At 73.2% G+C, this 22,055-nt stretch carries 19 protein-coding genes; 7 read left to right on the forward strand and 12 right to left on the reverse strand.

All coding sequences use genetic code 11. From position 1 onward, the window contains the following. Positions 1 to 8: 8 nt before the first annotated feature. Positions 9 to 1,571: a FadD3 family acyl-CoA ligase gene (locus tag F7P10_RS29035; RefSeq protein WP_151014066.1), complete on the forward strand. Its 1,563-nt coding sequence runs from the start codon at positions 9 to 11 to the stop codon at positions 1,569 to 1,571. A 10-nt stretch (positions 1,572 to 1,581) separates the two neighbouring features. Here the strand turns inward: F7P10_RS29035 and F7P10_RS29040 are convergent, their stop codons facing one another. The 6 genes from F7P10_RS29040 to F7P10_RS29065 form a co-directional block, all read right to left on the reverse strand. Continuing rightward, positions 1,582 to 2,499 (reverse strand): acyl-CoA dehydrogenase family protein, encoded by a 918-nt coding sequence (locus F7P10_RS29040; protein ID WP_151014068.1) that lies wholly within the window; start codon positions 2,497 to 2,499, stop codon positions 1,582 to 1,584. Beyond that, positions 2,496 to 3,626: an acyl-CoA dehydrogenase family protein gene (locus tag F7P10_RS29045; protein WP_151014069.1), complete on the reverse strand. Its 1,131-nt coding sequence runs from the start codon at positions 3,624 to 3,626 to the stop codon at positions 2,496 to 2,498. The genes F7P10_RS29040 and F7P10_RS29045 overlap by 4 nt, the downstream gene beginning before the upstream one ends. Continuing rightward, positions 3,616 to 4,464: an enoyl-CoA hydratase gene (locus tag F7P10_RS29050; RefSeq protein WP_151014071.1), complete on the reverse strand. Its 849-nt coding sequence runs from the start codon at positions 4,462 to 4,464 to the stop codon at positions 3,616 to 3,618. Before F7P10_RS29050 ends, F7P10_RS29045 begins: the two co-directional genes overlap by 11 nt. Before the next feature lie 190 nt (positions 4,465 to 4,654). Continuing rightward, positions 4,655 to 6,535 (reverse strand): hypothetical protein, encoded by a 1,881-nt coding sequence (locus F7P10_RS29055; protein ID WP_151014073.1) that lies wholly within the window; start codon positions 6,533 to 6,535, stop codon positions 4,655 to 4,657. After that, positions 6,532 to 7,524 carry a hypothetical protein gene (locus F7P10_RS29060; RefSeq protein WP_151014075.1) on the reverse strand — a complete coding sequence of 331 codons (993 nt, stop codon included), beginning with the start codon at positions 7,522 to 7,524 and terminating at the stop codon, positions 6,532 to 6,534. The genes F7P10_RS29055 and F7P10_RS29060 overlap by 4 nt, the downstream gene beginning before the upstream one ends. A 56-nt stretch (positions 7,525 to 7,580) precedes the next feature. Beyond that, entirely contained in the window at positions 7,581 to 8,975 is a 1,395-nt protein-coding gene (locus F7P10_RS29065; RefSeq protein ID WP_151014077.1) for a hypothetical protein, read from the reverse strand. A 222-nt stretch (positions 8,976 to 9,197) separates the two neighbouring features. Between F7P10_RS29065 and F7P10_RS29070 the strand changes: the two genes are divergently transcribed. Both F7P10_RS29070 and F7P10_RS29075 read left to right on the forward strand, forming a co-directional pair. Next, a complete protein-coding gene (locus F7P10_RS29070; RefSeq protein WP_151014079.1) occupies positions 9,198 to 10,601 on the forward strand; it encodes a DUF4407 domain-containing protein in 1,404 nt (467 codons plus the stop codon). Position 10,602: 1 nt separating this feature from the next. After that, entirely contained in the window at positions 10,603 to 12,171 is a 1,569-nt protein-coding gene (locus tag F7P10_RS29075; protein WP_176611694.1) for a serine/threonine-protein kinase, read from the forward strand. 3 nt (positions 12,172 to 12,174) lie between these two features. Here F7P10_RS29075 and F7P10_RS29080 read toward each other — a convergent pair whose 3' ends face one another. Beyond that, entirely contained in the window at positions 12,175 to 12,600 is a 426-nt protein-coding gene (locus F7P10_RS29080; protein ID WP_151014083.1) for a ChaB family protein, read from the reverse strand. A gap of 146 nt (positions 12,601 to 12,746) precedes the next feature. Between F7P10_RS29080 and F7P10_RS29085 the strand changes: the two genes are divergently transcribed. Beyond that, positions 12,747 to 13,307: a hemerythrin domain-containing protein gene (locus tag F7P10_RS29085; RefSeq protein ID WP_151014085.1), complete on the forward strand. Its 561-nt coding sequence runs from the start codon at positions 12,747 to 12,749 to the stop codon at positions 13,305 to 13,307. A 12-nt stretch (positions 13,308 to 13,319) separates the two neighbouring features. Here the strand turns inward: F7P10_RS29085 and F7P10_RS29090 are convergent, their stop codons facing one another. Together F7P10_RS29090 and F7P10_RS29095 are read right to left on the reverse strand one after the other, a co-directional pair. After that, a complete protein-coding gene (locus F7P10_RS29090) occupies positions 13,320 to 14,597 on the reverse strand; it encodes an ArsB/NhaD family transporter (protein WP_151014087.1) in 1,278 nt (425 codons plus the stop codon). A 65-nt stretch (positions 14,598 to 14,662) separates the two neighbouring features. Next, positions 14,663 to 16,024, reverse strand: coding sequence for a sodium:proton antiporter (locus tag F7P10_RS29095; protein WP_254716078.1), 1,362 nt, complete (start codon positions 16,022 to 16,024; stop codon positions 14,663 to 14,665). A 173-nt stretch (positions 16,025 to 16,197) separates the two neighbouring features. Here F7P10_RS29095 and F7P10_RS29100 point away from each other — a divergent pair, with 173 nt between their 5' ends. Further along, positions 16,198 to 16,659 (forward strand): CBS domain-containing protein, encoded by a 462-nt coding sequence (locus F7P10_RS29100; protein WP_151014089.1) that lies wholly within the window; start codon positions 16,198 to 16,200, stop codon positions 16,657 to 16,659. Between the two features lie 50 nt (positions 16,660 to 16,709). On the opposite strand, the gene F7P10_RS29105 is transcribed toward F7P10_RS29100, so the two are convergent. Together F7P10_RS29105 and F7P10_RS29110 are read right to left on the reverse strand one after the other, a co-directional pair. Beyond that, on the reverse strand, positions 16,710 to 17,984 hold the full coding sequence (locus F7P10_RS29105; RefSeq protein ID WP_151014091.1) for an SLC13 family permease: 1,275 nt from the start codon (positions 17,982 to 17,984) through the stop codon (positions 16,710 to 16,712). Between the two features lie 176 nt (positions 17,985 to 18,160). Continuing rightward, entirely contained in the window at positions 18,161 to 18,757 is a 597-nt protein-coding gene (locus tag F7P10_RS29110; RefSeq protein ID WP_151014093.1) for a TetR/AcrR family transcriptional regulator, read from the reverse strand. 105 nt (positions 18,758 to 18,862) lie between these two features. Between F7P10_RS29110 and F7P10_RS29115 the strand changes: the two genes are divergently transcribed. Beyond that, the gene (locus F7P10_RS29115) at positions 18,863 to 20,422 is read left to right on the forward strand and encodes an AMP-binding protein (RefSeq protein ID WP_151014095.1); all 1,560 of its coding nucleotides are present in this window, start codon (positions 18,863 to 18,865) and stop codon (positions 20,420 to 20,422) included. 11 nt (positions 20,423 to 20,433) lie between these two features. Further along, complete coding sequence (locus F7P10_RS29120; RefSeq protein WP_151014097.1) at positions 20,434 to 21,690, forward strand: acyl-CoA dehydrogenase family protein; 1,257 nt, start codon at positions 20,434 to 20,436, stop codon at positions 21,688 to 21,690. Here the strand turns inward: F7P10_RS29120 and F7P10_RS29125 are convergent. Beyond that, the gene (locus F7P10_RS29125; protein WP_151014099.1) at positions 21,687 to 22,025 is read right to left on the reverse strand and encodes a DUF2399 domain-containing protein; all 339 of its coding nucleotides are present in this window, start codon (positions 22,023 to 22,025) and stop codon (positions 21,687 to 21,689) included. The genes F7P10_RS29120 and F7P10_RS29125 overlap by 4 nt on opposite strands. Positions 22,026 to 22,055 lie beyond the last annotated feature (30 nt).

Consider the following 22,055-nt stretch of genomic DNA (forward strand, 5'->3'; position numbering starts at 1 on the left):
GGACGGTCATGAGCGAGTTGACGATTCCCGGGGTGCTGGCCCGGGCCGCGGCGACGTCCCCCGACGCGGAGGCCGTCGTCGACGGGGCCGCCCGCGTCACCTACGCCGAGCTGCGCGATCGGGTGCGGGCGGCGGCGCGCGGGTTCGCCGCCGCCGGCGCCCGGCCGGGCGACCGCGTCTCGATCTGGGCGCCGAACGGGCTGCAGTGGATCGTGACGGCACTGGGCGCGGTGTCGGCGGGCGCGGCACTCGTCCCGCTCAACAGCCGCTACAAGGGCGACGAGGCGCGCTGGCCGCTCGAGAAGGCCCGCGTGAAGCTGCTGTTCGTCGAGGACGGCTTCCTCGGCATCGACTACCCGGGCCTGCTCGGGCAGGACGCGTCGGGCGCCGTCCCCGGGCTGCCCGACCTGCGGGGCATCGTCACGTTCAACGGCCCGGAGCGGCCCGGCGTGACGTCGTGGGACGCGTTCCTCGGCGCGGGCGCGGCCGTCCCGGCGGCCGACGCGGACGCGCGGGCCGCCGCCGTCGCGCCCGGCGACATCGCCGACATCCTCTTCACGTCCGGCACCACCGGGCGGCCGAAGGGCGTGCTGTGCACGCACGAGCAGAACATCCGGACCTACCGGGCCTGGGCGCAGCGGACGGGCGTCGGCGCGGGCGACCGGTACCTCATCGTCAACCCGATGTTCCACACGTTCGGGTACAAGGCGGGCGTGCTCGCGTGCGTGCTCAAGGGCGCCACGATGGTGCTCCAGCGGGTCTTCGAGGCCGCGGAGACGCTGGAACTGATCGAGCGCGAGCGGATCACCGTCCTGCCCGGCCCGCCCACGATCTACACGACGCTCCTGGACGCCCCCGGCCGCGAGGACCGCGACCTGTCGTCGCTGCGCCTCGCCGTGACGGGCGCCGCGGACGTCCCCGTCGCGCTCGTCCGCCGCATCCGGACCGAGCTGTTCCCGCAGGTCGTCACCGCCTACGGGCTCACCGAGTCGTCCGGCACGGTCACCGCCTGCTCGGTCGACGACGACGACGAGACGATCGCGACCACCTGCGGCCGGGCCATCGACGACGTCGAGGTCGTCGTCGCCGACGGCGCGGGCGAGCCCGTCCCGGCGGGCGAGGACGGCGCGGTGCTCGTGCGCGGCTACAACGTGATGAGCGGCTACCTCGACGACCCGGAGGCGACCGCGGCGGCGCTGCGCGGCGGCTGGCTCGACACCGGCGACCGGGGACGGCTCGACGAGCGCGGCAACCTGCGCATCACCGGCCGGACGAAGGAGATGTTCACGGTCGGCGGCTTCAACGTGTACCCGGCCGAGATCGAGAACGTCCTCGCCCGCCACGACGCGGTCGCCGAGTCCGGCGTCATCGGGATCCCGGACGCGCGGCTCGGCGAGGTCGCCCGCGCCTACGTGCGCCCCCGTCCCGGCGCGTCCGTCACCGCCGACGACCTGATCGCGCACTGCAAGGAGCGGCTGGCGAACTTCAAGGTCCCCCGGGAGGTCGTCTTCCTCGACGACCTCCCGAAGACCGCGTCCGGCAAGGTCCACCGCGCGAGCCTGCCCCGCTGAGCCGGGACGGCTACAGCGACGCGGCGACGCGGGCCCGGTGCTCGGCCGGGGTGCCCCACGCGGAGTGCAGCGCCCGCGCCTTGCGGATCCACAGCGACGGGTCGTACTCGTCGGTGTAGCCGATCGCGCCGTGCACCTGCAGGGCGATCTTCGCCGCGCCGTAGGACGCGTCGGACGCGGCGACCTTCGCCGCCGCGACGTCCCGCCCGAACTCCGGCGTCCCGTACGCCAGCGCCGCCCCGTACAGCAGCGGCCGCGCGAACTCCAGCTCGACCATCGCGCCCGCCAGATGGTGCTTGACCGCCTGGTACTCGCCGATCGGGCGCCCGAACTGCTGCCGCGTCCGCGCGTACTCGACCGTCACGTCCAGCAGTGCCCGGCCGAGCCCGAGCTGCTGCGCCGCGCACATCAGCACCCCGAACTCGGGCGTCCCGTGCTCGTCGCCGGCCTCGACGCGGAACAGCCGCCGCGCCGGGTCGAGCGAGGTCAGCGGCCCGCCGGAGGACGCGCGCTCCGTCCCGCCCGGAGCCAGGACGAGGTCGGCCGCATCGGCGTCCAGCGCGTGCGGGACGCCGATCGACACGAGCGCGTCGCCCGCGGCGATCCGGGGCAGCCACACCGTGTCGCCCGCCCGGCCCAGCAGCTCCGCCGCCGCCAGCGTCTCCACGTACGGGCCGGGCGCCGCCGCGCGCCCGACCTCCTCCATCGCCGCGACCAGCTCGACCGGCAGGAAGCCGGCCCCGCCGTGCTCCTCCGGCACGGCCACCGCGAACAGGCCCGCCTCGGCGAGCGCCGACCACAGCCCGCGTCCCGGCGCGTGGTCCCCGGCCGCCCACGCCCGGACGATCTTCGCGGTGCCGGCCTCGGCGAGCAGCCGCCGCAGCGTCCCGGCGAACATCCGCTGCTCCTGCGACAGGACGAACTTCACCGTGCCCCCCTCGGCAGGCCGAGCAGCCGCTCGGCGATCACGTTCCGCTGGATCTCGTTGGTGCCCGCGTAGATGGGGCCGGCGAGCGAGAACACGTAGTTCTCCAGCCACTCCGACTCCAGCTCGCCGTCCGCGCCGAGCAGGTCCAGCGCGGTCTCGTGCAGCGCGACGTCCAGCTCCGACCAGAAGACCTTGTTCAGGCTGGACTCGGCGCCGATGTCGTCGTCGCGGGAGACGGTCTCGAAGCCCTTCAGCCGGTACGCGCGCGACCGGATCCACGCGTCGGCGACCCGGTCGCGCAGCGCCGTGTCCGCCGGGTCGGCCCGCTCCTTCCACAGCTCCACGAGCCGCTCGGTGGCGGCGGTGAACCGGCCGGGGGAGCGCAGCGTCAGCCCGCGCTCGTTGCCCGCCGTGCTCATCGCGACGCTCCAGCCCTTTCCGGGCTCGCCGATGACGTCGGCGTCCGGGACGAACACCCCGTCGAGGAACAGCTCGGCGAACGCGGGCTTGCCGTCGAGCCGCCCGATCGGCCGCACCGTGACGCCGTCGGCGTCCAGCGGGAACATCAGGTACGTCAGGCCCCGGTGCCGCTCGCTCTCGGGGTCGGAGCGGAACAGCCCGAACCCGCGGTCGGCGAACGCGGCCCGCGAACTCCACGTCTTCTGCCCGTTCAGCAGCCACCCGCCGTCCGTCCGGGTCGCCGTGGCCCGCAGCGCGGCCAGGTCGCTGCCCGCGCCCGGCTCCGACCACGCCTGCGCCCAGATCACCTCGCCGGCGGCCATGGGCGGCAGGACGCGCGCGAGCTGCTCGGGCGTCCCGTGCTTCAGGAGCGTCGGCGCCAGCAGGTTGATGCCGTTCTGGCTCACCCGTCCGGGCGCGCCCGCCGCGTAGTACTCCTCCTCGAACACGAGCCACTGCAGGACGGACACGCCCCGGCCGCCGTACTCCTCCGGCCACGACACCACCGACAGCCGGTCGGCGCCGAGCGCCCGCTCCCACTCCCGGTGCCGGGCGAAGCCCTCCTCGGTCTCCAGCGACGGCAGCGGCTCGGCGGGCACGTGCTCCGCCAGCCACGCCCGCACCTCCGCGCGGAACTCCTCGTCCGCCGTCCCGAACTCAAGATCCATTCGAAGCCCCCCGGGAAGCCGCCTTCATGCTCCTGGCGTCCTGCCCGGCCAGGGAGTCCGCGCCGGTCTCCGCGTTGTGCGCGTGCGCGAGGTGGTGGAGGCCGAACACCGAGTCCATCCCGGACTGCATGCCCTGCAGGTCCTCGGCCTGGTTGACGGCCTTCTTCGTCAGCGCGAGCCCCATCCTCGGCATGCCCGCGATCCGGTCGGCCAGCGCGAACGTCTCGTCCTCCAGCGACTCGCGCGCCACCACCCGGTTGACCCAGCCCAGCTCGTGTGCGCGCGCCGCGGACATGCGTTCGCCCGTGTAGAGGAACTCCTTCGCGATGCGCGGCGGCATCACCCACGGGTGCGCGAAGTACTCCACGCCCGGAATGCCCATCCGCACCACGGGGTCGGCGAAGAAGGCGTCGTCGGAGGCGACGATCAGGTCGCACACCCACGCCAGCATCAGCCCGCCCGCCACGCACGCGCCCTGCACCGACGCGATCATCGGCTTGGGGATCTCCCGCCAGCGGCGGCACATCCCGAGGTAGACCTCCGACTCCCGGGCGAACCGGCTCTCCGCCCCGGACTTGCCGACGTGGTCCCACCACAGCCCCGCCCGGCGCGGGAAGCTCCGGTCGGCGTCCCGGCCCGGCGTGCCGATGTCGTGCCCGGCCGAGAAGTGCGGCCCCGCCCCGGCGAGCACGATCACCCTGACGCCGTCGTCCTCGGCCGCCCGGTAGAACGCCTCGTCCAGCGCGTAGGTCATCGCGGAGTTCTGCGCGTTGCGGTACTCCGGCCGGTTCATCGTCACCACCGCGACGTCCCCCCGCAGCGCGTACTCGACCACCATGATCGCCTCCCTTCTTTCTAACAACTGTTTGGTAGAGTAACCGCTCGCCGCAAGGACCGGACCGCCCACTCCCGCCCACCGAGAAGCCGCGCGCCACGACCCGGCCGCATGACGCGCCGAGGGCAGGCCGGAGCACCGCGAGACGACGTGACGGGACGTGACGTTCGCGGTTCGGCCGGCGGGGGCGGTCCTAGAAGTCGGGGCCGTGGTCCTTCTGCCAGAACCTGAGCTTGTCGCCCAGGCTGCGCTGCGCCTCGTCCCCGCCGTCGTGGGCGTTCTCGTAGCGGCTCGTGGGGGCGGGCGGCCAGGAGTGGCGGGCGAGCGCGTCGTCCACCACCCTGCGAAGGTCCGCGGAGAGGTAGGTCGGTGTCGTCGCGCCGAGGAAGCCGCGCAGGAAGACCTCGACCAGCAGGTCCCGCGCGTCCGGGCCCCGGTACAGCGACAGTGCGGCGAGAAGGAGGGGCGGCCGCGGCGAATTCGGACCGCCGCCCTGGAGGATCCTCGCGAACTGCTCGCGGTTCAGCCACCCCCCGTAGACGGCCGAGAGCAGCTCGCGCAGCGCACCGGCCTGCTCGTCGATGCCCGCGTAGAAGCGCTCGACGGGTCGTGCCAGGTGGCCGTGGGCCATGAGGGCGTGCACGACGGGCGTGGCATGGTCGTCCCGGGAACGCCTGCGCAGTTCCGCGAGGACGGTCCTCAGGACGTCCCCGCGCTCCTCATTGACGGCGAGGTGGACGAGGGCGTTCGCGTCGACGTTGCGCACCAGGCCCGTCACGTCCCAGCCGAGCCGGATCGCGATCGCCAGGTGGGGGGACCTCTCACCGACGGCGAGGCGCGCCATGACCCGCAGCAACTGGGGCGGAAGGTCGGTGCCGAGGTCGTTCTCGATCTGATGGACGTTGTCGAGATCGAGCGCCGTGCCGTAGCCGAGCCGCAGGCACGCCTCGTACAGCTCGTCGAGTTCCGGGTCGTCCTCGGTGGACGACGGCAGGCACGGCAGCCCCGCGTCGACGGCGATCTCCCAGAGGCGGCGGCGCTCGTCCGCGGCGAACCCGGCGTTCTGCAGGCGCCGCAGCCGCGCCACCGCGGAGATGAACGTCGTCCTGTGGATGTGCACGACGGCGTGCCGGCAGGCGTGGAGGGCCTCCGCGGCCGCGACGAAGTCCGCGCCGTCGCCCTGCGACGTTCCCGCCGGACGCCTGGGGCCGCGGACCTGCGCGCGCAGCAGCTCCAGCGACCGCCGGGCGTCGGACGGGGTGAAGCCCATCGGCTCCCGCTGCGCGGCCAGCCCGCGGATCAGCTCGGCCGCCCGGTCCTCGGTGCTCGCCACGTCGCCCAGCAGGTCGGCGTACGCGTGCGCGATCGATTCCCACCTGCCGGCGAAGGACGGCGTGACGCCCCACCGCACGCCCTGCGCGTCCTCGCCCGCGTGCGCGGTGAACGCCAGCCGGATGCGGTTCTGCGACGTGCTGCTGACCCAGGTCGCGGCCGACAGCCTGGTCCGCAGACCGTACGGGAGCAGCGCGGCGACGACGTCCAGGAACTGCAGCCGTTCCAGGTAGGTCGGGACCCTGCCGGACGGGACGATGTGCACCGGATCGAGCGCGAACAGCAGCCCGGCTACGCCCAGCGCGTACTCGTCGACGCGCGACGCCAGCGCCTCCGGGGACAGCACCGGCAGCTCCATGGCGGCGGGCGCGTCGTCCGGGGGCGGCTCCCAGTCGGTGAGCGCATGGAAGACCGTCTCGTACGAGACCGCGTCCGGGAGCTGCGAGTACGGCAGCGCGCAGTAGCGGGTGATCGCGATCTTGCGGCCGGTGTGGTCGCGGTCCTGGGCCCAGCGCTGCACGGCCAGGCCGATGTACTGCTCGTTCTTCGCGCGGTCGCGCGCCCAGTTCAGCGTGACCTGCGGCAGGTGGCTGTGCGTGCCGGTGGAGTGGTGCTGCATGATCTGGGTGAAGTCGGCGCTGCTGAGGCGCCCGTCGCTGCACCGCAGCACCCGGTAGGACAGTCCGTTGGGCTCCTTGCCCCACAGCGCCCATTCCGGGACGACCTGGATGAGGTCGCTCATCGCGCCGCTCCGGCGGCGGGGCGCGGCTCGGCCGCCCGGCCGTCCGCGAGCTTCTCCGCCAGCCACAGGACCGGTTCCATCACGTTGATCGGGTGCACGCTCGTCCGGATGCGGAAGCCGCGCTCGGAGTCGGCGTCGGGCACGACGTTCTGGAAGTCCCGGAGGTTGAACCGGCCCGCGCGGGGGTCGAGGTGGAACCCGACCGCGGACGTCACGAAGAACCGGATCCGGTCCTCGTCGAAGTAGCGGGTGAGCTTCTTCAGCACGAGGTCGGCGGTGCCGCTCGCCGACACCGAGCACAGCTCGCGGAACAGCTCCCGCGCGTCCTCGTCGTGCACGATGCGGGGGAAACCGCGCTCGTCCTCGTCGAAGTCGAGCAGCCCGAGGTGCTCGGCCGTCTGCAGGACGCGCACCTCGTCGAACTTGGTGGTGCAGACCGCGACGTGGTGGGGGAGGCGGCCGTCCTCCGGCGCGTCCTCGGAGTTCAGCACCACCTGCGCCAGCCGGGCCAGCATGCCGTCGAGGCTGCGGTACGCGTCGCCGACCTTGAACTCGCGGATCGGGTCGAACAGGTAGACGATGCCGCGGCTCCTGGCGAGGCTCTCCACCATCGGGCCGTGGTCGCCGATGAAGTCGTTGCTGAACAGCTCGCCCTCGGCGTCGTGGACGTCCAGGCCGATGGAGTGCCCGCGCTTGACCCGGCGCCGGTTCCAGAACCGTCCCTCGCGCCGTTCGGTCTGCCCGATCAGCCGCCACCGGTACTGCTCCATGCCGCTGGTCGCCTCGGGGAAGGCGTTGTCGTTGACCAGCGTGCCGGACAGCTCCACGAGTTTGTCCGTGGACGCCTCGTTGGCGCCGATCACCCGCCAGTCGACGTGGTCCGCCCGGTTCAGGGCGATGTCCAGCGCGGCCAGGAAGGTCGTCTTGCCGGAACCGGTGGCCCCCCACATGGCGATGTTGTGGTCGGGGGACGGCAGTGGCGCTGCCATGCTCGGGTTCGCTCCATCCGTCGGTCGGGTCGGGGGTCTCGTCGGCGGGGGTCTCGTCAGCGTGTCTCGTCGAAGGGGAACGGGACGTGGCGCGGTTCGGCGGGGCCGAGGCCGAGCCGGGCGCCGAGGCGCGGCACGTCCACCGCGTCCTGCCCGGCGAGGGCGTCCCCGGCGAGGCGGGTCCAGAACGGGGCGGCCCGGCGGGCCGGACGGTCGGTGACCGCGCCGCACGCGAATCCGGGGCGGCGCCGCAGGTTGCCCAGCGCCCGCTCCCAGTCCGCCGCGGCGGGGCACGGCAGGACCTCCGACGGGGACACCGCCGCCGGGTGCGGCGGCCGGTCCCCGATCAGCAGCAGCGCGGGCCGGGCCGGGTCCGCGGCGGTGAGCAGCCGCTCGACCTCCGCGAGCGCGCACTCGACGGCGGCGGCGCGCGGGTAGCCGGGGTCGCCGGGCTCCCGGTCGCGCAGCGCGTCCAGGGCCCGCTGGACGTCCTCGGGGGAGCGCCGCTCCGCGATCACCCGCACCGCCGGGGGCGGGCGGCGGACGAACGCGTGCGGCCCGTAGCCGACGAGGGACACCGTCAGGCCCGCGCCGCCCGCCGCCGCGGCCCGCACGACCTGGCCGGCCCGGTCGAGGCGGGCGGCGACCCGCTCGGGCGGCCCCGCGGTCTCGACGGCGCACACCAGGTGGACGTCCGGCGGCGCGGGCGGCAGCCGGTCCGGGACGGACGCGACGAGTTCGTCCCACGTCCGGTCGTCGCGGACCGGCTCGTCCGGCAGCCCGTGGAACCGGACGCGGCCCGGCCGGGCGAGCTCGGCGACCACCTCGTACCGTCCGGGCGGGACGTTCGCGCGCTGCACCGACACGAGCCGGAAGCGGCGGTCGGACCAGGAGACGACGGCGAGCGCGGCGCCGAGCTCGCCGGTCGGCAGGAAGCGCAGGTCGAGGGGGACGGTGTCGTGCCGCCGGGAACCGACGGGGAACAGCACGCGGCCGGTGAAGCGCAGCCGCCCGCCGGGATCGGCGGTGAGGGTGACCAGTTCGTACAGCCGGGTGAGCGGCTCGGCGTCGATCGCCCTGCGCAGCAGCTCGCCGATCGCGGCGCCGGGCGCGACGCAGGTCTGCGCGTCGGGGACGGCCGCCTGCAGCCACGCGACGGCCTGCGCGGGCTCGGCGCCGTCCGGGAACGTGCAGGCCAGCAGCGTCGCGGCGGCGGGGTCGAGGCGCGCGGCCGCGACGACGCGGTCCTTCACCGGTGCGCCGTCGGCCGACAGGTCCTCCCACGTCCGGTGCCAGAAACGTCCCGCGGGCACGCCATTGGCGTCGCGGGAGATCTGGTACGCGTTGATCCCGTCGGCGGCCGCCTCCACCACGATCAGCCGGTGATGTCCGGAAAGTCCCCTGATCAACTTGGTGAGGGATTTCTGTAGTTCCTCACCTGGATCGGCCAACTGCGGCTCCTGTCGTTCTCCGGTCCCCCTGTGCGCCGGACGGGGCCCGCGCACACCCCGCAAGATTGTCCCGGCACCGTCCCGACAGCTGTCGATTATGGCCTGATCCGGCCACCCGGAATACCCCCTCGGCTCCTTAATCGGGCGCGCGCGGCTAAACTTGGCCGTCGTCTGCCGGGGGCGCGCGAACGTCCCCTGCTCGGAACGGGCGAGAGGGTTTGGATGCGGCGTTTTCTGATCTCCCTTTCCGGGGCCCGACCGGAGATCCTCCGCCGCTGCCCGTCCGAACGCGCGAAATACGAGGGCATCGGCGGCGCCGTCCTCACCACCAGCGTTCTCGCCGCGCTGTCGATGTGGTTCGCCATGTACAGCGCGCTCGGCGTGCACCCGCTCCTCGCCGCGCCCATCGCGCTCGCGTGGGGCGCCGCGATCCTGAGCCTCGACCGCTGGCTCGTCACCTCCATCCCGGCGGAGGGACCCCGGCTCAAGTTCGCGATCCCGCGCATCATCATGGCCGTCATCCTCGGCGCCGTCGTCTCCACCCCGCTCGTCCTGCAGATCTTCAAGTCCGAGATCGACGCGCAGATCGTCGAGATGAAGCAGGCGCGCAGCAACGAGTTCACCGCCGAGCAGCGGACGGGCGAGGTCGGCAGGCAGGTCGCGGCCCTGCAGAAGCAGGTCGACACGCTGCAGAAAGTCGTCCGCTCGCGCGGCGACGTCCCGCTCGACCCCGCCGCCGACCCGGAGATCAAGACGCTGGAGCGGCAGCGGGCCGAGCAGCAGAAGGTCGCCGAGCAGCACTACGACGAATGGCAGTGCCAGCTTTACGGCGGACGGGACTGCCCCCGCCAGGGGGACGGGCCGCTCGCACAGGAGAGCGAAGAGGCCTACAAAAAGGCCCGGGGGCAGGTCAACGAGCTGAACGGGCAGATCGAGGCCCGCAAAAGGGAACTGGCCGCCGACAGCGAGGCGGCCAAGAGCACCCGGTTGCAGCAGGCCACCGGCGAACTCCCCAAGGTGCGGCAGCAGCTGGAGGACGCCCGGGAAAGGCAGCGGACGCTGCAAAGCCAGTTCGATTCGGAGAACGCCGAAACGAACGGCCTGCTCATCCGGCTGGAAGCGCTGGGCGAGGTGTCCGCCAACGACTCCACGCTCGCCGGGGCGCGGCTCCTGCTGTTCCTGTTCTTCCTCCTGATCGAGTGCCTGCCGGTGTCGGTCAAGCTGATGATGAAACCCGGCAACTACGACCGCATTCTCGCGCTGGAGATCAAACGGGAGATGCGCGAGGCGCGGGCCGGTGCCCGGCCCGGCCCGGCCGGGCTCGACTTCGGCACCGCCCGGCCGTCCTCCACCCAGGCCATCTGGGCGCGGCGGGACGAGGAACGCGGCGACGGCGACCCCGCGGACCTTCTCGACGACCCCGGCGAGGCCCCCACCGCCCGCTTCGATCCGCGACCGCCGCACTCCGACGGGGGCACCGGCACGGGCCCGCAGCCCGCCGAGGCCCCCGACGACGAGGCCATCCGCCGGATCGCCGACACCCGCACCATCGTGGACACCCGCACGGGCACGGACCCGGCCCGCGACTCCGACGGGCAGCCGCTGTACGACGATGACGACTACTGAGATGACGACGACTGACCCGTCGCCGGGCGGCGGCCCGCGGGGCGGCCGGTACGAGGTCCTGTCGGCGGTCGCGGGCGGCGGCATGGGCGAGGTGTGGCTCGCCCACGACACCCTGCTCGACCGGCGGGTGGCGCTCAAGTCGCTGCGGCTCGGCGTCCTGCCCAACCGGGAACTGCGCGGCCGCGCCTTCCGCGAGGCGAAGGCCCTCGCGCGCGTCGCGCACCCCGGCATCGTCGGCATCTACGACGTCTTCGTCGAGGACGGCGACCCGTGGCTCGTCATGGAGTACGTCGAGGGGCGCACGCTCGCCGAGGTCCTCCGGGCGGACGGCGCGCTGCCGCCGCGGTCCGCCGCCGGGACCGCCCTCGCGCTGCTCGACGCCCTCGACGCCGCGCACCGCAACGGCGTCGTCCACCGCGACGTCAAACCGGCGAACGTCCTGGTGGAGGAGGACGGCCGGGTCCGGCTCGTCGACTTCGGCATCGCGCTCGTCGGCGACACCGCCCGCTTCACCGGCACCGGCCTGGTCGTCGGCACCGCCGAGTACATGGCCCCCGAACGGTTCAAGGGCGCCGACGCCGGGCCGCCCGCCGACCTGTGGTCGCTCGGCGTCCTGCTGTTCGAGATGCTCGAGGGCTTCTCCCCCTTCCGCCGCGGCGAGGGGGCCGACGCGCACTCGGCGACCCTCTACGCCGTCATCCACGAGGCCCCGCCCCGCCCCGTCGCGTCCGGGCGCCTCACCGAGCCCGTCCTCCGGCTGCTGGAGAAGGACCCGGACGCCCGGCTCACGAGCGAGTCCCTGCGCCGGACCCTGCGAGCCGTCCTCGACGTACCGTCCGATCCCGGCCCGATCATCGACCGCCCCCACTTCTGCGGGGGCGTCGTCCACGACCAGCCCCGCGACGTCCCGGAGACCACGACCGGCCCCCGGCGCCCGAAGCCCCCCGCGACCGGCCGCGACACGAACCCCCGCCCCCCACGCGACCCCCGCGAGGAGCCCCCACGCGACCCGGACGAGGCGGCTGTGCTGCTGCGCGACCTCCCGCCCGAGGCCGTCCGGGACGCGCTGGCGGGCATGGGCACGCGCGCCGCCGGGGCGGTGCTGCGCCGCCTGCCGGGCGAGCGGGCGGCGCAGGTGCTGGCGGCGGTGCCGGTCCGGACGGCGGGCGCGATGCTCACCGCCGTGCTCACCGGCCGGGAGACGGACGGACGGGCGGCGCCGCACGCCGCGGCCGTCCTGCAGATGCTCGGATCCACTCAGGCCGGGGGGACGGTCGGCGGCCTGGCCCCGGAGACCGCGGCGGCCGTCCTGCGGGTGATGCCACCGGACGAGGCGGCCCGGATCCTTTCGCGCGCGGAACCGCGTGCCGCGGCGGGGATCATCGGGGCGCTGCCGGTCGCCGCGGCGACCCGCGTGGTGGACGCGATGCCCGTCCGGCCGCTGTGCGCGGCGCTCGGCTACGTGCCGCCCGCCGTCGTCGCCGACCTGCTGCGCGGGGGGCGCCGCACCGACACGATCCTGCGCGACCTCGACCGTCCCGTCCGGGAGCAGGTCCGGCGCCGCCTCTGACGGTCAGGAACGGGCCTTGCGCGTCCTGCTCTTGTTGGCCTTCTCGATGGCCTTGACCAGCTCGTTCTTGTTCATGTTCGAGCGGCCCGAGATGTCGAGGCGCTTGGCGACGTCGTAGAGGTGCGACTTCGAGGCGTTCGCGTCGACCCCGCCCGCGGTGGGGCGGGAGGTGCGCCGGCCGCCCTCCGCCTGCCGGTCGGACGGGCCCTTGGCGCCGCCGGCCTTCCGCTCCCAGTGGTCGCCGATCTTCTCGTAGGTGCGCTTCAGCGTCGCGTAGGCGGTCTGGTGGGCGCGGCGCCCCTCGCCGTACTCCTCGGCCGCCGAGTCGTGCGCCTTCGCGAAGGTCCGCTGGGCCCGGGCGTCCGAACGCTTGATGGTGTCGGGCAGTTCCTCCTTCTTCACGCGGCCCCGGCCGGTGGTCATGGGCATCGTCCTGCTCCCTTCCGATCGCTTTCCAGTGGGTCGATACCCGACGAACCAGGACAATCACGCGTGACGCGCGTCTCGCTGGAAGCGGACGTTTGCGACACCCCCATCGGGCAGGGGTCGGGTAGGCGCCATGGAGAGGGGGACCAATGGCCAACGTCTTCGAGGTGCTCGGCCGGGACCACGATCGCGTCAAGGAGGCCCTCGCCGAGCTGGAGGCCGGTGCCGGACGGACGGCGCCGGACGAGCTCGCCCATCGCCGGAAGCTGATCGAGCGACTGGTCATGGACGAGTCCGTGCACGAGGCCGTCGAGGAGGAGTACTTCTGGCCGGTGGTGCGGCGGACGGCGCTGGGCGGCGACCGGCTCGCGGACCACGCCGTCCGGCAGGAGCAGTCCGCCAAGTACGTCATGAGCGACCTCATCGGGATGGAGCCGGGCGACGAACGCTTCGAGGAGTTGCTGCGCACGTTCATCGCGGACGCGCGCGAGCACATCGCCTTCGAGGAGGACGTCGTGTGGCCCGAGCTGTACGAGCTCATCGGCAAGGAGCACGCGGACGACCTGGGCCGCAAGATCGCGGAGGGCAGGAAGCGGGCGCCGACCCGCCCGCACCCGCACACGCCGCCCAGGCCCGGGATCCTGAAGGCCGCCGGGCCCGCGATGGCCGTCGCCGACCGGCTGCGCGACCGGGTCGCCCACCGCGGGTGACGCGGGGCCCCGCTAGAGGTAGCGGAGCCACAGGTACGGGGTCGCCAGCGCGATCATGATGATCGTGACGACGATCCCGTACTTGGTGAAGTGCCAGAAGCTGATCGGCGTCCCGTTGCGGGCGGCGATCCCGAGTACCACGACGTTCGCGCTGGCCCCGATCGCGGTGGCGTTGCCGCCGAGGTCGGCGCCGAGCGCGAGCGCCCACCACAGCACCTGGCCGTCGTCGCCCGGATAGCCCCGGACGAGGTCGGCGACGATCGGGCTCATCGTGGCGACGTACGGGATGTTGTCGACGATCGCCGACAGCCCGGCCGAGCCCCACAGCAGCACCATCGCGGCGAGCCCGAGCCGTCCCTCCGTCGTCTCGGCGGCCAGCGACGACACCTCGCCGATGACGCCCGTCTCGACCAGCCCGCCGACCATCACGAACAGGCCCGCGAAGAACACCAGCGTGGGCCACTCCACCTCGCGCAGCGCGTCCTCGGTGCTCACCCGGGTGGCGGCGACGAGCAGGCCCGCGCCGAGCAGCGCCACCACGGACGGCTCGTAGTGCAGCACCGGGTGCAGGACGAACGCGACGACGACGACCCCGAGGACGGCGAGGCCCTGCCAGAGCAGCCGGCGGTCGGTGATCGCGTCCCGCTCGTCCAGCGCCATGACGTCCTTCGCGCGTTCCGGGTCGTACCGGAACGCGGAGCGGAACAGCACCCGGCACAGCAGGCAGAACACCGCGAGCAGCACCAGGACGAGCGGCGCGAGGTGGACCAGGAAGTCGTTGAACGACAGCCCGGCGCGGCTGGCGATGATGATGTTGGGCGGGTCGCCGACGAGCGTGGCGGTGCCGCCGATGTTGGACGCCATCACCTCGGCGATCAGGTACGGGACGACCGGGAGCCCGAGCCGCTCGCAGACCAGGAACGTCACCGGGGCGATCAGCAGCACGGTCGTCACGTTGTCCAGCAGCGCGGACGCGAGCGCGGTGATGAGCACGAGCATCACCATCAGCCGGTACGACTTCCCGCGCGCCCGCTTGGCCGCCCAGATCGCGACGAACTCGAACACGCCCGTCCGCCGCAGCACCGAGACGATCACCATCATGCCGAGCAGCAGGAAGATGACGTTCCAGTCGATGCCGGACTCTTCGGAGAAGAACGCCGCCTCGGCGTCGGTGACGTGCAGCAGGAGCATCAGCCAGGCGCCGCCGAGCGCGACGGCGGTGCGGGGGATCTTCTCCGTGGCGATCAGGGCGTACGCGACGACGAAGATCGCGATCGCGGCGGCGGCCAAGGCGGCTCCTCCCCTCCGGGCCGTTCACACCCGGGGGGAGGGCGAAGGTCACAGCGACCAGTTGATCACACGGACCGGTCCCGGGACGCGGGCGGGGCACCGCCGCCCGGCCCGCCCGCGGAACCGCCGCCTGTGCCGTCGCCTGTGCCGTCGCCTGTGCCGTCGCCCGTGCCGTGGTCCGGCTCGCCGTCCGAGCCGCCGTGGTCCGGGACCTCCACGGGGCCCTTGTCCCGGGCGTCCTTGCGGAACCAGGCCGGGACCTCGTGCACGTCGTCGAAGCCGCGGGCCACGACGATGTCGGTGGACGAGTGCGCGAAGATCGACAGCATGATCGTCACCGCGACGAGGTGGAAGATCTCGTCCGCGTCGGCGATCTGGGATTCGAGCACGATCAGCCCGTAGACGACGGAGGCGAACCCCTTCGGGCCGAACCACATCACGGCGCCCTGTTCGCGGGCGGTGAGCCTGGAGCCGAGGAACGACACCCAGATCGCCGCGGGCCGCGCGACGATCAGCGCGAGCACGGCGAACACCCAGCCCGTCCAGCCGACGTCGCCCAGGAACGTCGGCGACAGCAGCGCGCCGAACACCAGCAGCGCCGCCAGCTTCAGCAGCTCCGCGACCAGCTCGCCGAACTCCTCGAACGCCTCCTGGAACTGCTCGCCGACCGTCGCGACGGTGACGCCGGCGGCGAACGCGGCCAGGAACAGGTTGCCGTGCGTGGCCTGCCCCAGCGCGAGCACCAGCAGCCCGATCGCGACGGCGTTGAGCGGCGCGTACTTCGGGGAGACGGCGAACCAGCGGGTCGACTCCAGCTTGAGCGCCGCCCACGGCACCACCACGCCGATGACGAGCCCGATCGCCAGCTCGCTCGCGAGCGCCTTGATGTGCAGGTCCTCGGAGCCCGCCGCGAGCGCCAGGAAGATGAGGACGAAGGGCAGGATGAGGCCGTCGTTGACGCCGGACTCCACGTTCAGCAGGTGGCGCAGCCGCGGCGGCACCTTGTCGTTGCCGACGAGCGCGGCGGCGAACACCGGGTCGGTCGGGGTGAGCACCGCGGCGATCAGCAGCGACTCGATCCAGCCCAGCCCGACCACGTAGTGCGCGAGCAGCGCGGTGATCACCAGCGTCAGCGGCAGGCCCCAGCCGAGCGCGCGGCCGGGCAGTCGCCAGGCGCTGCGCAGGTCCTTCCAGCCGGCGTGCATGCCGTCGGTGAACAGCACCGCGAACAGCGCCAGCTCCGCGAGCGTTCCGACGACCCCGTCGCTGGGCTCCAGGGAGATCACGTCGAGGACGCCGTCCCCGAGGAGGAAGCCGCCGACCAGGAACAGCACCGCCGTGGACAGCACCGTGCGGTGCGCCAGGTTCGACAGCAGCACCGCCATCAGCAGCATGGCGGCGAACGCCAGCAGCAGGTTCGACATCATCAGGACTTTCGCGTTCGACGGACATCCGCGTTCGACGGACGGAGCAAGTGCCGGCGCGACGCTGCCCCCGGCCCACCAGAGGACGACCTTAACGGGATCGATCAGGCTTTTCCACGCCGGGTGCACAGGTCACGGCACGTGAACCCGCTGGTGGTCTCGTATACGGTCGAGGTGTGCGCGCCCGCGACCTCGCCGTCGAGTACCCGACCGTCACCCTGGACGACAGTGCTCTGGACGCCGCGTGGCTGCTGGCCGAGCACCGCTTCCCCGGGCTGATCGTCGTGGACGCCCGGGGCGGGCCCGTCGCGGTGCTGCCCGGCGCGCAGCTGCTCCGCGACCTCATCCCGGTGTACGTGCGCGAGGACCCGAACCTCGCCCGCGTCTACGGCGAGCGGCACGCCGACCGGCTCTGCGGGCCGCTCGCCGGGCGGCGCGTCGCGGACCTCCTGGCCAGGGACAAGCGGCTCCTGCCGGTGGTCGACGGCGACGCGACCGTCATGGAGATCGCCAGCGTGATGGCCGAGCACGGCAGCCCGCTCGTCGCGGTGTCCGGCGGCGACGACCGGCCGATGCTCGGCGCCATCGCCGTGCCGCACCTGCTCGCCCGCCTGCTGCCCCCGCGCGAGAAGCCCTGACCGAGCCCTGACCGCCGCCGCGGCGCCGGCCAGGCCCCGTCAGGTCCCGGTCAAACTCCCACGCCGAGCGGAACCAGCAACAGCAAGGGCGGGAGGACGGACGCCGCGACGAGCGAGATACCGAGCAGCCAGCGGAACACCCGCGGGTTCTCCTCCGGGCTCGTGTTCGCGAGGACGAGCCCGCCGCCGAGGTGCATCGGGCTGATCCCGGCCGCGCCGATCACCCCGCAGATCGCGATGAGCAGCGCGGTGAACCCGGCGGGCGACTGGTCCGGCAGGGCCGTCGCGGTGAGCGGGACGATCACCCCGAGGACCGCGACCGTCGAGGACTCCACCGTCGCGAACAGCGCCGCCAGGTAGGCGATCGCCAGCACGGCCAGCAGCACGGTGTCGATCCCGCCGAGGTGGCCGGCGAGCGTGTCGAGCGTCCCGACCCGCTCCAGGACCCCCACGTACACCAGGACCCCGGCGGTCAGCACGATGACGCCCCACGGCAGGTCCCCGATCACCTGCCGGGTGTCGGGCTTGAACACCAGGTGCAGGACGAGCCCGACCAGCAGCGAGGCGAACAGCGGGTTCATCCCGAACGCCAGCACCATGACGAGGAACGCGCCGATCCCCGCCGTGGCCCCGAGTTCGTAGCGGCTCATCGGTGCGGCGGCCTGCGCGGCGGCCTGGTCCGCGGTCTGGTCCGGGGTTCGCGGTGCGGGGGCGGCGGCGCCGCGGCGGACGAACCTCTTCAGCAGGAAGTACGTCAGGATCGCGGTGCAGGTCTTGATCGCGGCGAGGCCGAGGAAGAGGCCGACGGGCGAGAAGTCGGCGCCCTGCTTCTCGGCGAGCCGCTCGACGATGGCGCCCCAGGGGGACAGCGGCGAGAAACCGCCGACGCCGGCGCCCGAGCAGGCGACCACCGCCATGACGACGGGGTCCATGCCGCGGTTGCGGGCGAGCCGCATGGCGATGGGCAGGACGATCGCGACCGTGGCGCTCGGCAGGGTGCCGATCGCGCTGAGCACCGCGCCCACCAGGAACATCGACCACGGGAGCATCCAGTCGCGCCCGCCGGACGCGCGGACGACGAGGTGCACCAGGCGGTCGATCGCCCCGCTGCGCTGGGCGTGGCCGAACAGGTACATCACGCCGATGATCAGCACGGCGATCTGGACGGGGAAGGCGGCCAGCGCCTGCTCGCCCGGCACACCGGTGATCTTCGCGAGCAGCAGCCCGGCGGGCAGCGCGACGAGTCCGACGTTGACGTCCCGCCAGATCGCCAGGCCGAACACCGCGAGCAGCAGGACCAGGGACAGGATCTCGTCGGCGGTCATGGGGTCATCACTTCTCCAGACACGGGCCGATACTGAACAAAGTGTTCAGTTACGTTCAAGGTGTCGGGCAATCTACGTCACATTCTGCGTGCCCTCAAGGGGTGCCGGGCGCGAGAAAGCCCCCGGCCGGGACCGGCCGGGGGCTCGAAAGGCCCTGCGGGAAGGGGTTCGCGGGATCAGGCGGGGGAATCGAATCCGCTGGCCCAGTACCGGCCGTGGACGGCCAGGTCGAGCAGCATCCGGGCGACCTCCTCGGCCGGCGGCCGGGGGTCGTCGATCTCCAGCCACCACTGCAGGACGGCCGTCTGCTCGCCCACCCAGGCCCGCGCGAGCAGGCCGGGGTCGATGCGCGGCGCGACCGCGTTGCGCTCGGCGCGGCTCGCGAACTCCTCGGTGGTCACCCGCACGCAGCACTCGACGAACATCCGCAGCGGCTTCCCGTCGCCCTCGCCCCGCAGGATGATCCGGTACAGGTCGCGCTCCTGCTCGGCGTGCCGCAGCAGTTCCAGGACGGGCTTGCCGGTGAAGCCCACGGCGTTCTCGGCGATCAGCGGCCGCTGCCGCGCGCCGAGCTCGTCCAGCAGGTCCCGGGTGAGCCGGGTGAACAGGTCGTCCTTGTCGCGGCAGTGGCTGTAGAAGGTCGCGCGGGCGATGTCCGCCCGCTCGGTGACGTCCTCGACGGTGATCGACGCGTAGCCGCGTTCCAGTACGAGCCCCACCAGGGCGTCGCGCAGCGCCTTGCGCGTCCGTCGTGTGCGCCTGTCCTCGGCCATCGTCGTCCTTCCCGCCCGCGAGCCCCCAAGTCTAGAGACCTCTTGACAAGCGGGAACTTACTGAACACTCTGTCTGCTATTGGTCTAACAGTATGGAGAGAGTGCATGAACCTGGGGAGCTACGCGACCCGTGCCGCCCGGTACTGGCCGGACGAGCGCGCCGTCGTCTGCGGCGAGCGCGAGTGGACGTTCCGGGAACTGGAGGACGAGGCGAACCGGCTCGCGTCGGCACTGCTCGCCCGCGGGCTGCGGCCCGGCGACGCCGTCGCGTCGCTGGCGTGGAACCGCGGCGAGCTGGTCGTGGCCGAGTTCGCCCTCTACAAGGCCGGGCTGCTGCGGGCGCCCGTCAACGCGCGGCTGGGCCGCGGGGAGATCGAGCACGTCCTCGACTACGCGGGCGCGAAGCTCCTGCTGTTCGACGCCGCCCACGCCGGCGACGCGCTCGCGGCCGCCCGCGCGGGATGCGAGCCGGTGGTGTTCGACCCCGGAAACCTCACCGGGGAGGCCCGCCCGCTCACCTACGCCGAACTGCTCGAGGACGGGACGGCGGAGCCGGTCGCGGTCGAGGTCTCCCCGGACGACCCCTGCACGCTGCACTTCACGTCCGGTTCGACGGGCAAGCTGAAGGCCGCGACGCAGACGTTCGGCAACCGCCGCGCCAACATGCGCAAGCAGATGATGAGCGACGACTCCCGCGCGCGGCCCGGCGTCCGCTACCTCGCGTGCGGCCCGATCACGCACGCCCCCGGGATGGGCCTGCTCGCGGGCGTGTTCGGCGGCGCCACCGCGCACATCCTGCCCGCGTGGGACACCGGCGCGTTCCTCGACACGGTCGAGCGCGAGCGGATCACCGCGACGTTCATCGTCCCGGCGATGCTGAACATGCTGCTGGCCCATCCGGGGATCGCCGACCGCGACCTGTCCAGCCTGGCGAGCCTGCGGATCGGCGGCGCGCCGGTCTCCCCGCAGCGGCTCCGCGAGGCGGTCGCGACGTTCGGCCCGATCGTCGCGCAGGGCTACGGGCTCGGCGAGACGACCAGCGTCGTCGCCGGGCTGGGCAGCGCGGCGCTCGCCGACGCCGTCGAGAACGACCCCGAGCTGCTCGCGTCCTGCGGCCGGGCCGCCTACGACACCGAGATCCGGATCGTCGACGACGCGGGCCGCGAGCTGCCGCCGCGCGAGATCGGCGAGATGGTCGTGCGGGGCGAGGACTGCGTCCGCGAGTACTGGCGCGAGCCCGAGCTGTCGAAGGAGACGTTCCGGGACGGCTGGGTGCACACCGGCGACCTCGCGTGGATGCGCGAGGACGGCTACCTGTTCATCGTCGACCGCAAGAAGGACATGATCATCTCGGGCGGGTTCAACATCTACTGCACCGAGGTCGAGTCGGCCCTCTACGAGCACCCGGCCGTCCGCGAGGTGTGCGTCGTCGGCGTCCCGGACGAGCGGTGGGGCGAGGCCGTCAAGGCCGTCGTCGTCCGCGACGGCGGGACGGACGTCGCCGCGGACGAGCTGATCGAGTTCTGCGCCGAGCGCCTCGACCGCTACAAGAAGCCGCGCTCGGTCGAGTTCGTCGCGGAGCTGCCGGTCAACCGCAACGGCAAGGTCGACCGCAAGGCCGTCCGCGAACCGTACTGGGCCGGCGTCGACCGGCGCGTCAACTGAAGGGGACGCCGATGAGCTTCACGACCTTCACCCTGCGGCCGTCCTACGACGACGACCCCGAGCTGAACGCGCTCGTCACCTCCCTGCGGGGCTACCTCGCCGGGGAACTCGCCGACTACGAGCGCGAGCACGGCATCGACCGCACCACCCGGCTCACCCGCGGCGTCCTCGAACCGGTCTGGCGCCGCAGCCGCGAACTCGGCTTCTACGGGATCCACCTGCCGGAGGAGTACGGCGGCCGGGGCCTGTCGCACACCCGGCTCGCCGCGCTGAAGGAGGAGATCGCGGCGGGCGGCCGGGTCCTCGGGCACAGCGTGCTCGGCGAGATGGGCGGCCCGCTGCGGGCCGGCGACATCTTCCGGCACGCCACCGAACGGCAGATCGAGGAGTACCTGCTGCCGGTCGCGCGCGGCGAGCGGGCCTGCTGCTTCTCGCTGACCGAGGCCGACGCGGGCTCGGACGTCCGCGCCATGCGGACGGTCGCGGTGCGCGACGGCGACGGCTACCGGCTCACCGGCCACAAGGTGTTCAGCACCGCCGGGCCGTTCGCCGACTTCGCGATCGTCATCGCCCGCATGGACGGCACGGAGAACGCGTACTCGGCGTTCTTCGTCGACCTCGACGCCCCCGGCTGCCGCGTCGCCGACGGCGCGACCCCGATGTCGGGCGAGCACATCGAGGCCGACGTCGTCCTGGACGGCTGCCGCGTCCCGGCCGCGAACCTGATCGGCGCCGAGGGCGAGGGCATGCGCATCGGGCTCGGCCGCGTCACCGTCAACCGCCTCCTGCACTGCCCGACGCTGCTCGGCATGGCGCGCCGCGCGCTCGAGCTGTCCCTCGTCCGGGCACGGACCCGGATCGTGCACGGCGCGCCGCTGCTGGACCTGCAGGCCATCCAGCACAAGCTCGCCGACATGGCCACCGGGTACTACGCGGCCCGGTCGATGACCTACGGCGCGATCGCCGCGCTCGACGCGGGCACGCCGCCCCGGCTCGAGGCGTTCATGTGCAAGCTGCACGTCGCCGAGACCACGTTCGGGATCCTCGACGAGGCGGTGCAGATCCACGGCAAGGAGGGCCTCACCCAGGGGTCCGAGGTCGAGTACCTGTTCCGGAAGGTCCGGATGTTCCGGGTCCTCACCGGCACGTCGGAGATCCAGCGCAACGCCGTCGCGAAGGGCCTGTCGATGTACGCCGAGGCCCTCGCCCCCGCGACCGCCGAGACCGCCGAGACCGGGGAGACCGCCGAGACCGGGGAGAACCGTTAGCCGAGGTCGTCCAGGAGATCATCCAGAAGGTCGTCCAGGACCAGTTCCTCCTCCACGCGGACACCCCGGTCCGTCATCGCCGCGGCCAGGCCGGGGTCCCAGGGGGAGGGGACGGGACGGCCGGTGAGCGGGGCGTCCCGCGCCCCGGCCGCGGCGGCGGCGCGGTAGTCGGCGGCGCCGTACCGCCAGGGCCGCCAGCCGATCCGGTCGTGGACGGCGGCGGCGATGCCGAGCCCGCCCCAGTCGAAGTCGCCGTGGTAGGCGAACGCGGCGCCGCCGTCGCCGAGCAGCTCCAGCAGCCGCCTTCGCCTTCGCGAAGGCCCGCAGCACGTCACCGTAGAGCGCCGCGTTCGGGGCGCTCAGAT

The organism is Actinomadura sp. WMMB 499 (assembly GCF_008824145.1).
Taxonomy (GTDB): Bacteria; Actinomycetota; Actinomycetes; order Streptosporangiales; family Streptosporangiaceae; genus Spirillospora.

Bases quoted from the DNA above. Each gene is read 5' to 3' on its own strand.
- F7P10_RS29120 (WP_151014097.1), top strand. From the start codon at position 20,434: ATGAGCTTCACGACCTTCACCCTGCGGCCGTCCTACGACGACGACCCC.
- F7P10_RS29060 (WP_151014075.1), bottom strand. From the start codon at position 7,524: ATGGCAGCGCCACTGCCGTCCCCCGACCACAACATCGCCATGTGGGGG.
- F7P10_RS29055 (WP_151014073.1), bottom strand. From the start codon at position 6,535: ATGAGCGACCTCATCCAGGTCGTCCCGGAATGGGCGCTGTGGGGCAAG.
- F7P10_RS29080 (WP_151014083.1), bottom strand. From the start codon at position 12,600: ATGCCCATGACCACCGGCCGGGGCCGCGTGAAGAAGGAGGAACTGCCC.
- F7P10_RS29105 (WP_151014091.1), bottom strand. From the start codon at position 17,984: ATGACCGCCGACGAGATCCTGTCCCTGGTCCTGCTGCTCGCGGTGTTC.
- F7P10_RS29050 (WP_151014071.1), bottom strand. From the start codon at position 4,464: ATGGTGGTCGAGTACGCGCTGCGGGGGGACGTCGCGGTGGTGACGATG.
- F7P10_RS29095 (WP_254716078.1), bottom strand. From the start codon at position 16,024: ATGATGTCGAACCTGCTGCTGGCGTTCGCCGCCATGCTGCTGATGGCG.
- F7P10_RS29110 (WP_151014093.1), bottom strand. From the start codon at position 18,757: ATGGCCGAGGACAGGCGCACACGACGGACGCGCAAGGCGCTGCGCGAC.
- F7P10_RS29070 (WP_151014079.1), top strand. From the start codon at position 9,198: ATGCGGCGTTTTCTGATCTCCCTTTCCGGGGCCCGACCGGAGATCCTC.
- F7P10_RS29075 (WP_176611694.1), top strand. From the start codon at position 10,603: ATGACGACGACTGACCCGTCGCCGGGCGGCGGCCCGCGGGGCGGCCGG.
- F7P10_RS29115 (WP_151014095.1), top strand. From the start codon at position 18,863: ATGAACCTGGGGAGCTACGCGACCCGTGCCGCCCGGTACTGGCCGGAC.
- F7P10_RS29035 (WP_151014066.1), top strand. From the start codon at position 9: ATGAGCGAGTTGACGATTCCCGGGGTGCTGGCCCGGGCCGCGGCGACG.
- F7P10_RS29045 (WP_151014069.1), bottom strand. From the start codon at position 3,626: ATGGATCTTGAGTTCGGGACGGCGGACGAGGAGTTCCGCGCGGAGGTG.
- F7P10_RS29085 (WP_151014085.1), top strand. From the start codon at position 12,747: ATGGCCAACGTCTTCGAGGTGCTCGGCCGGGACCACGATCGCGTCAAG.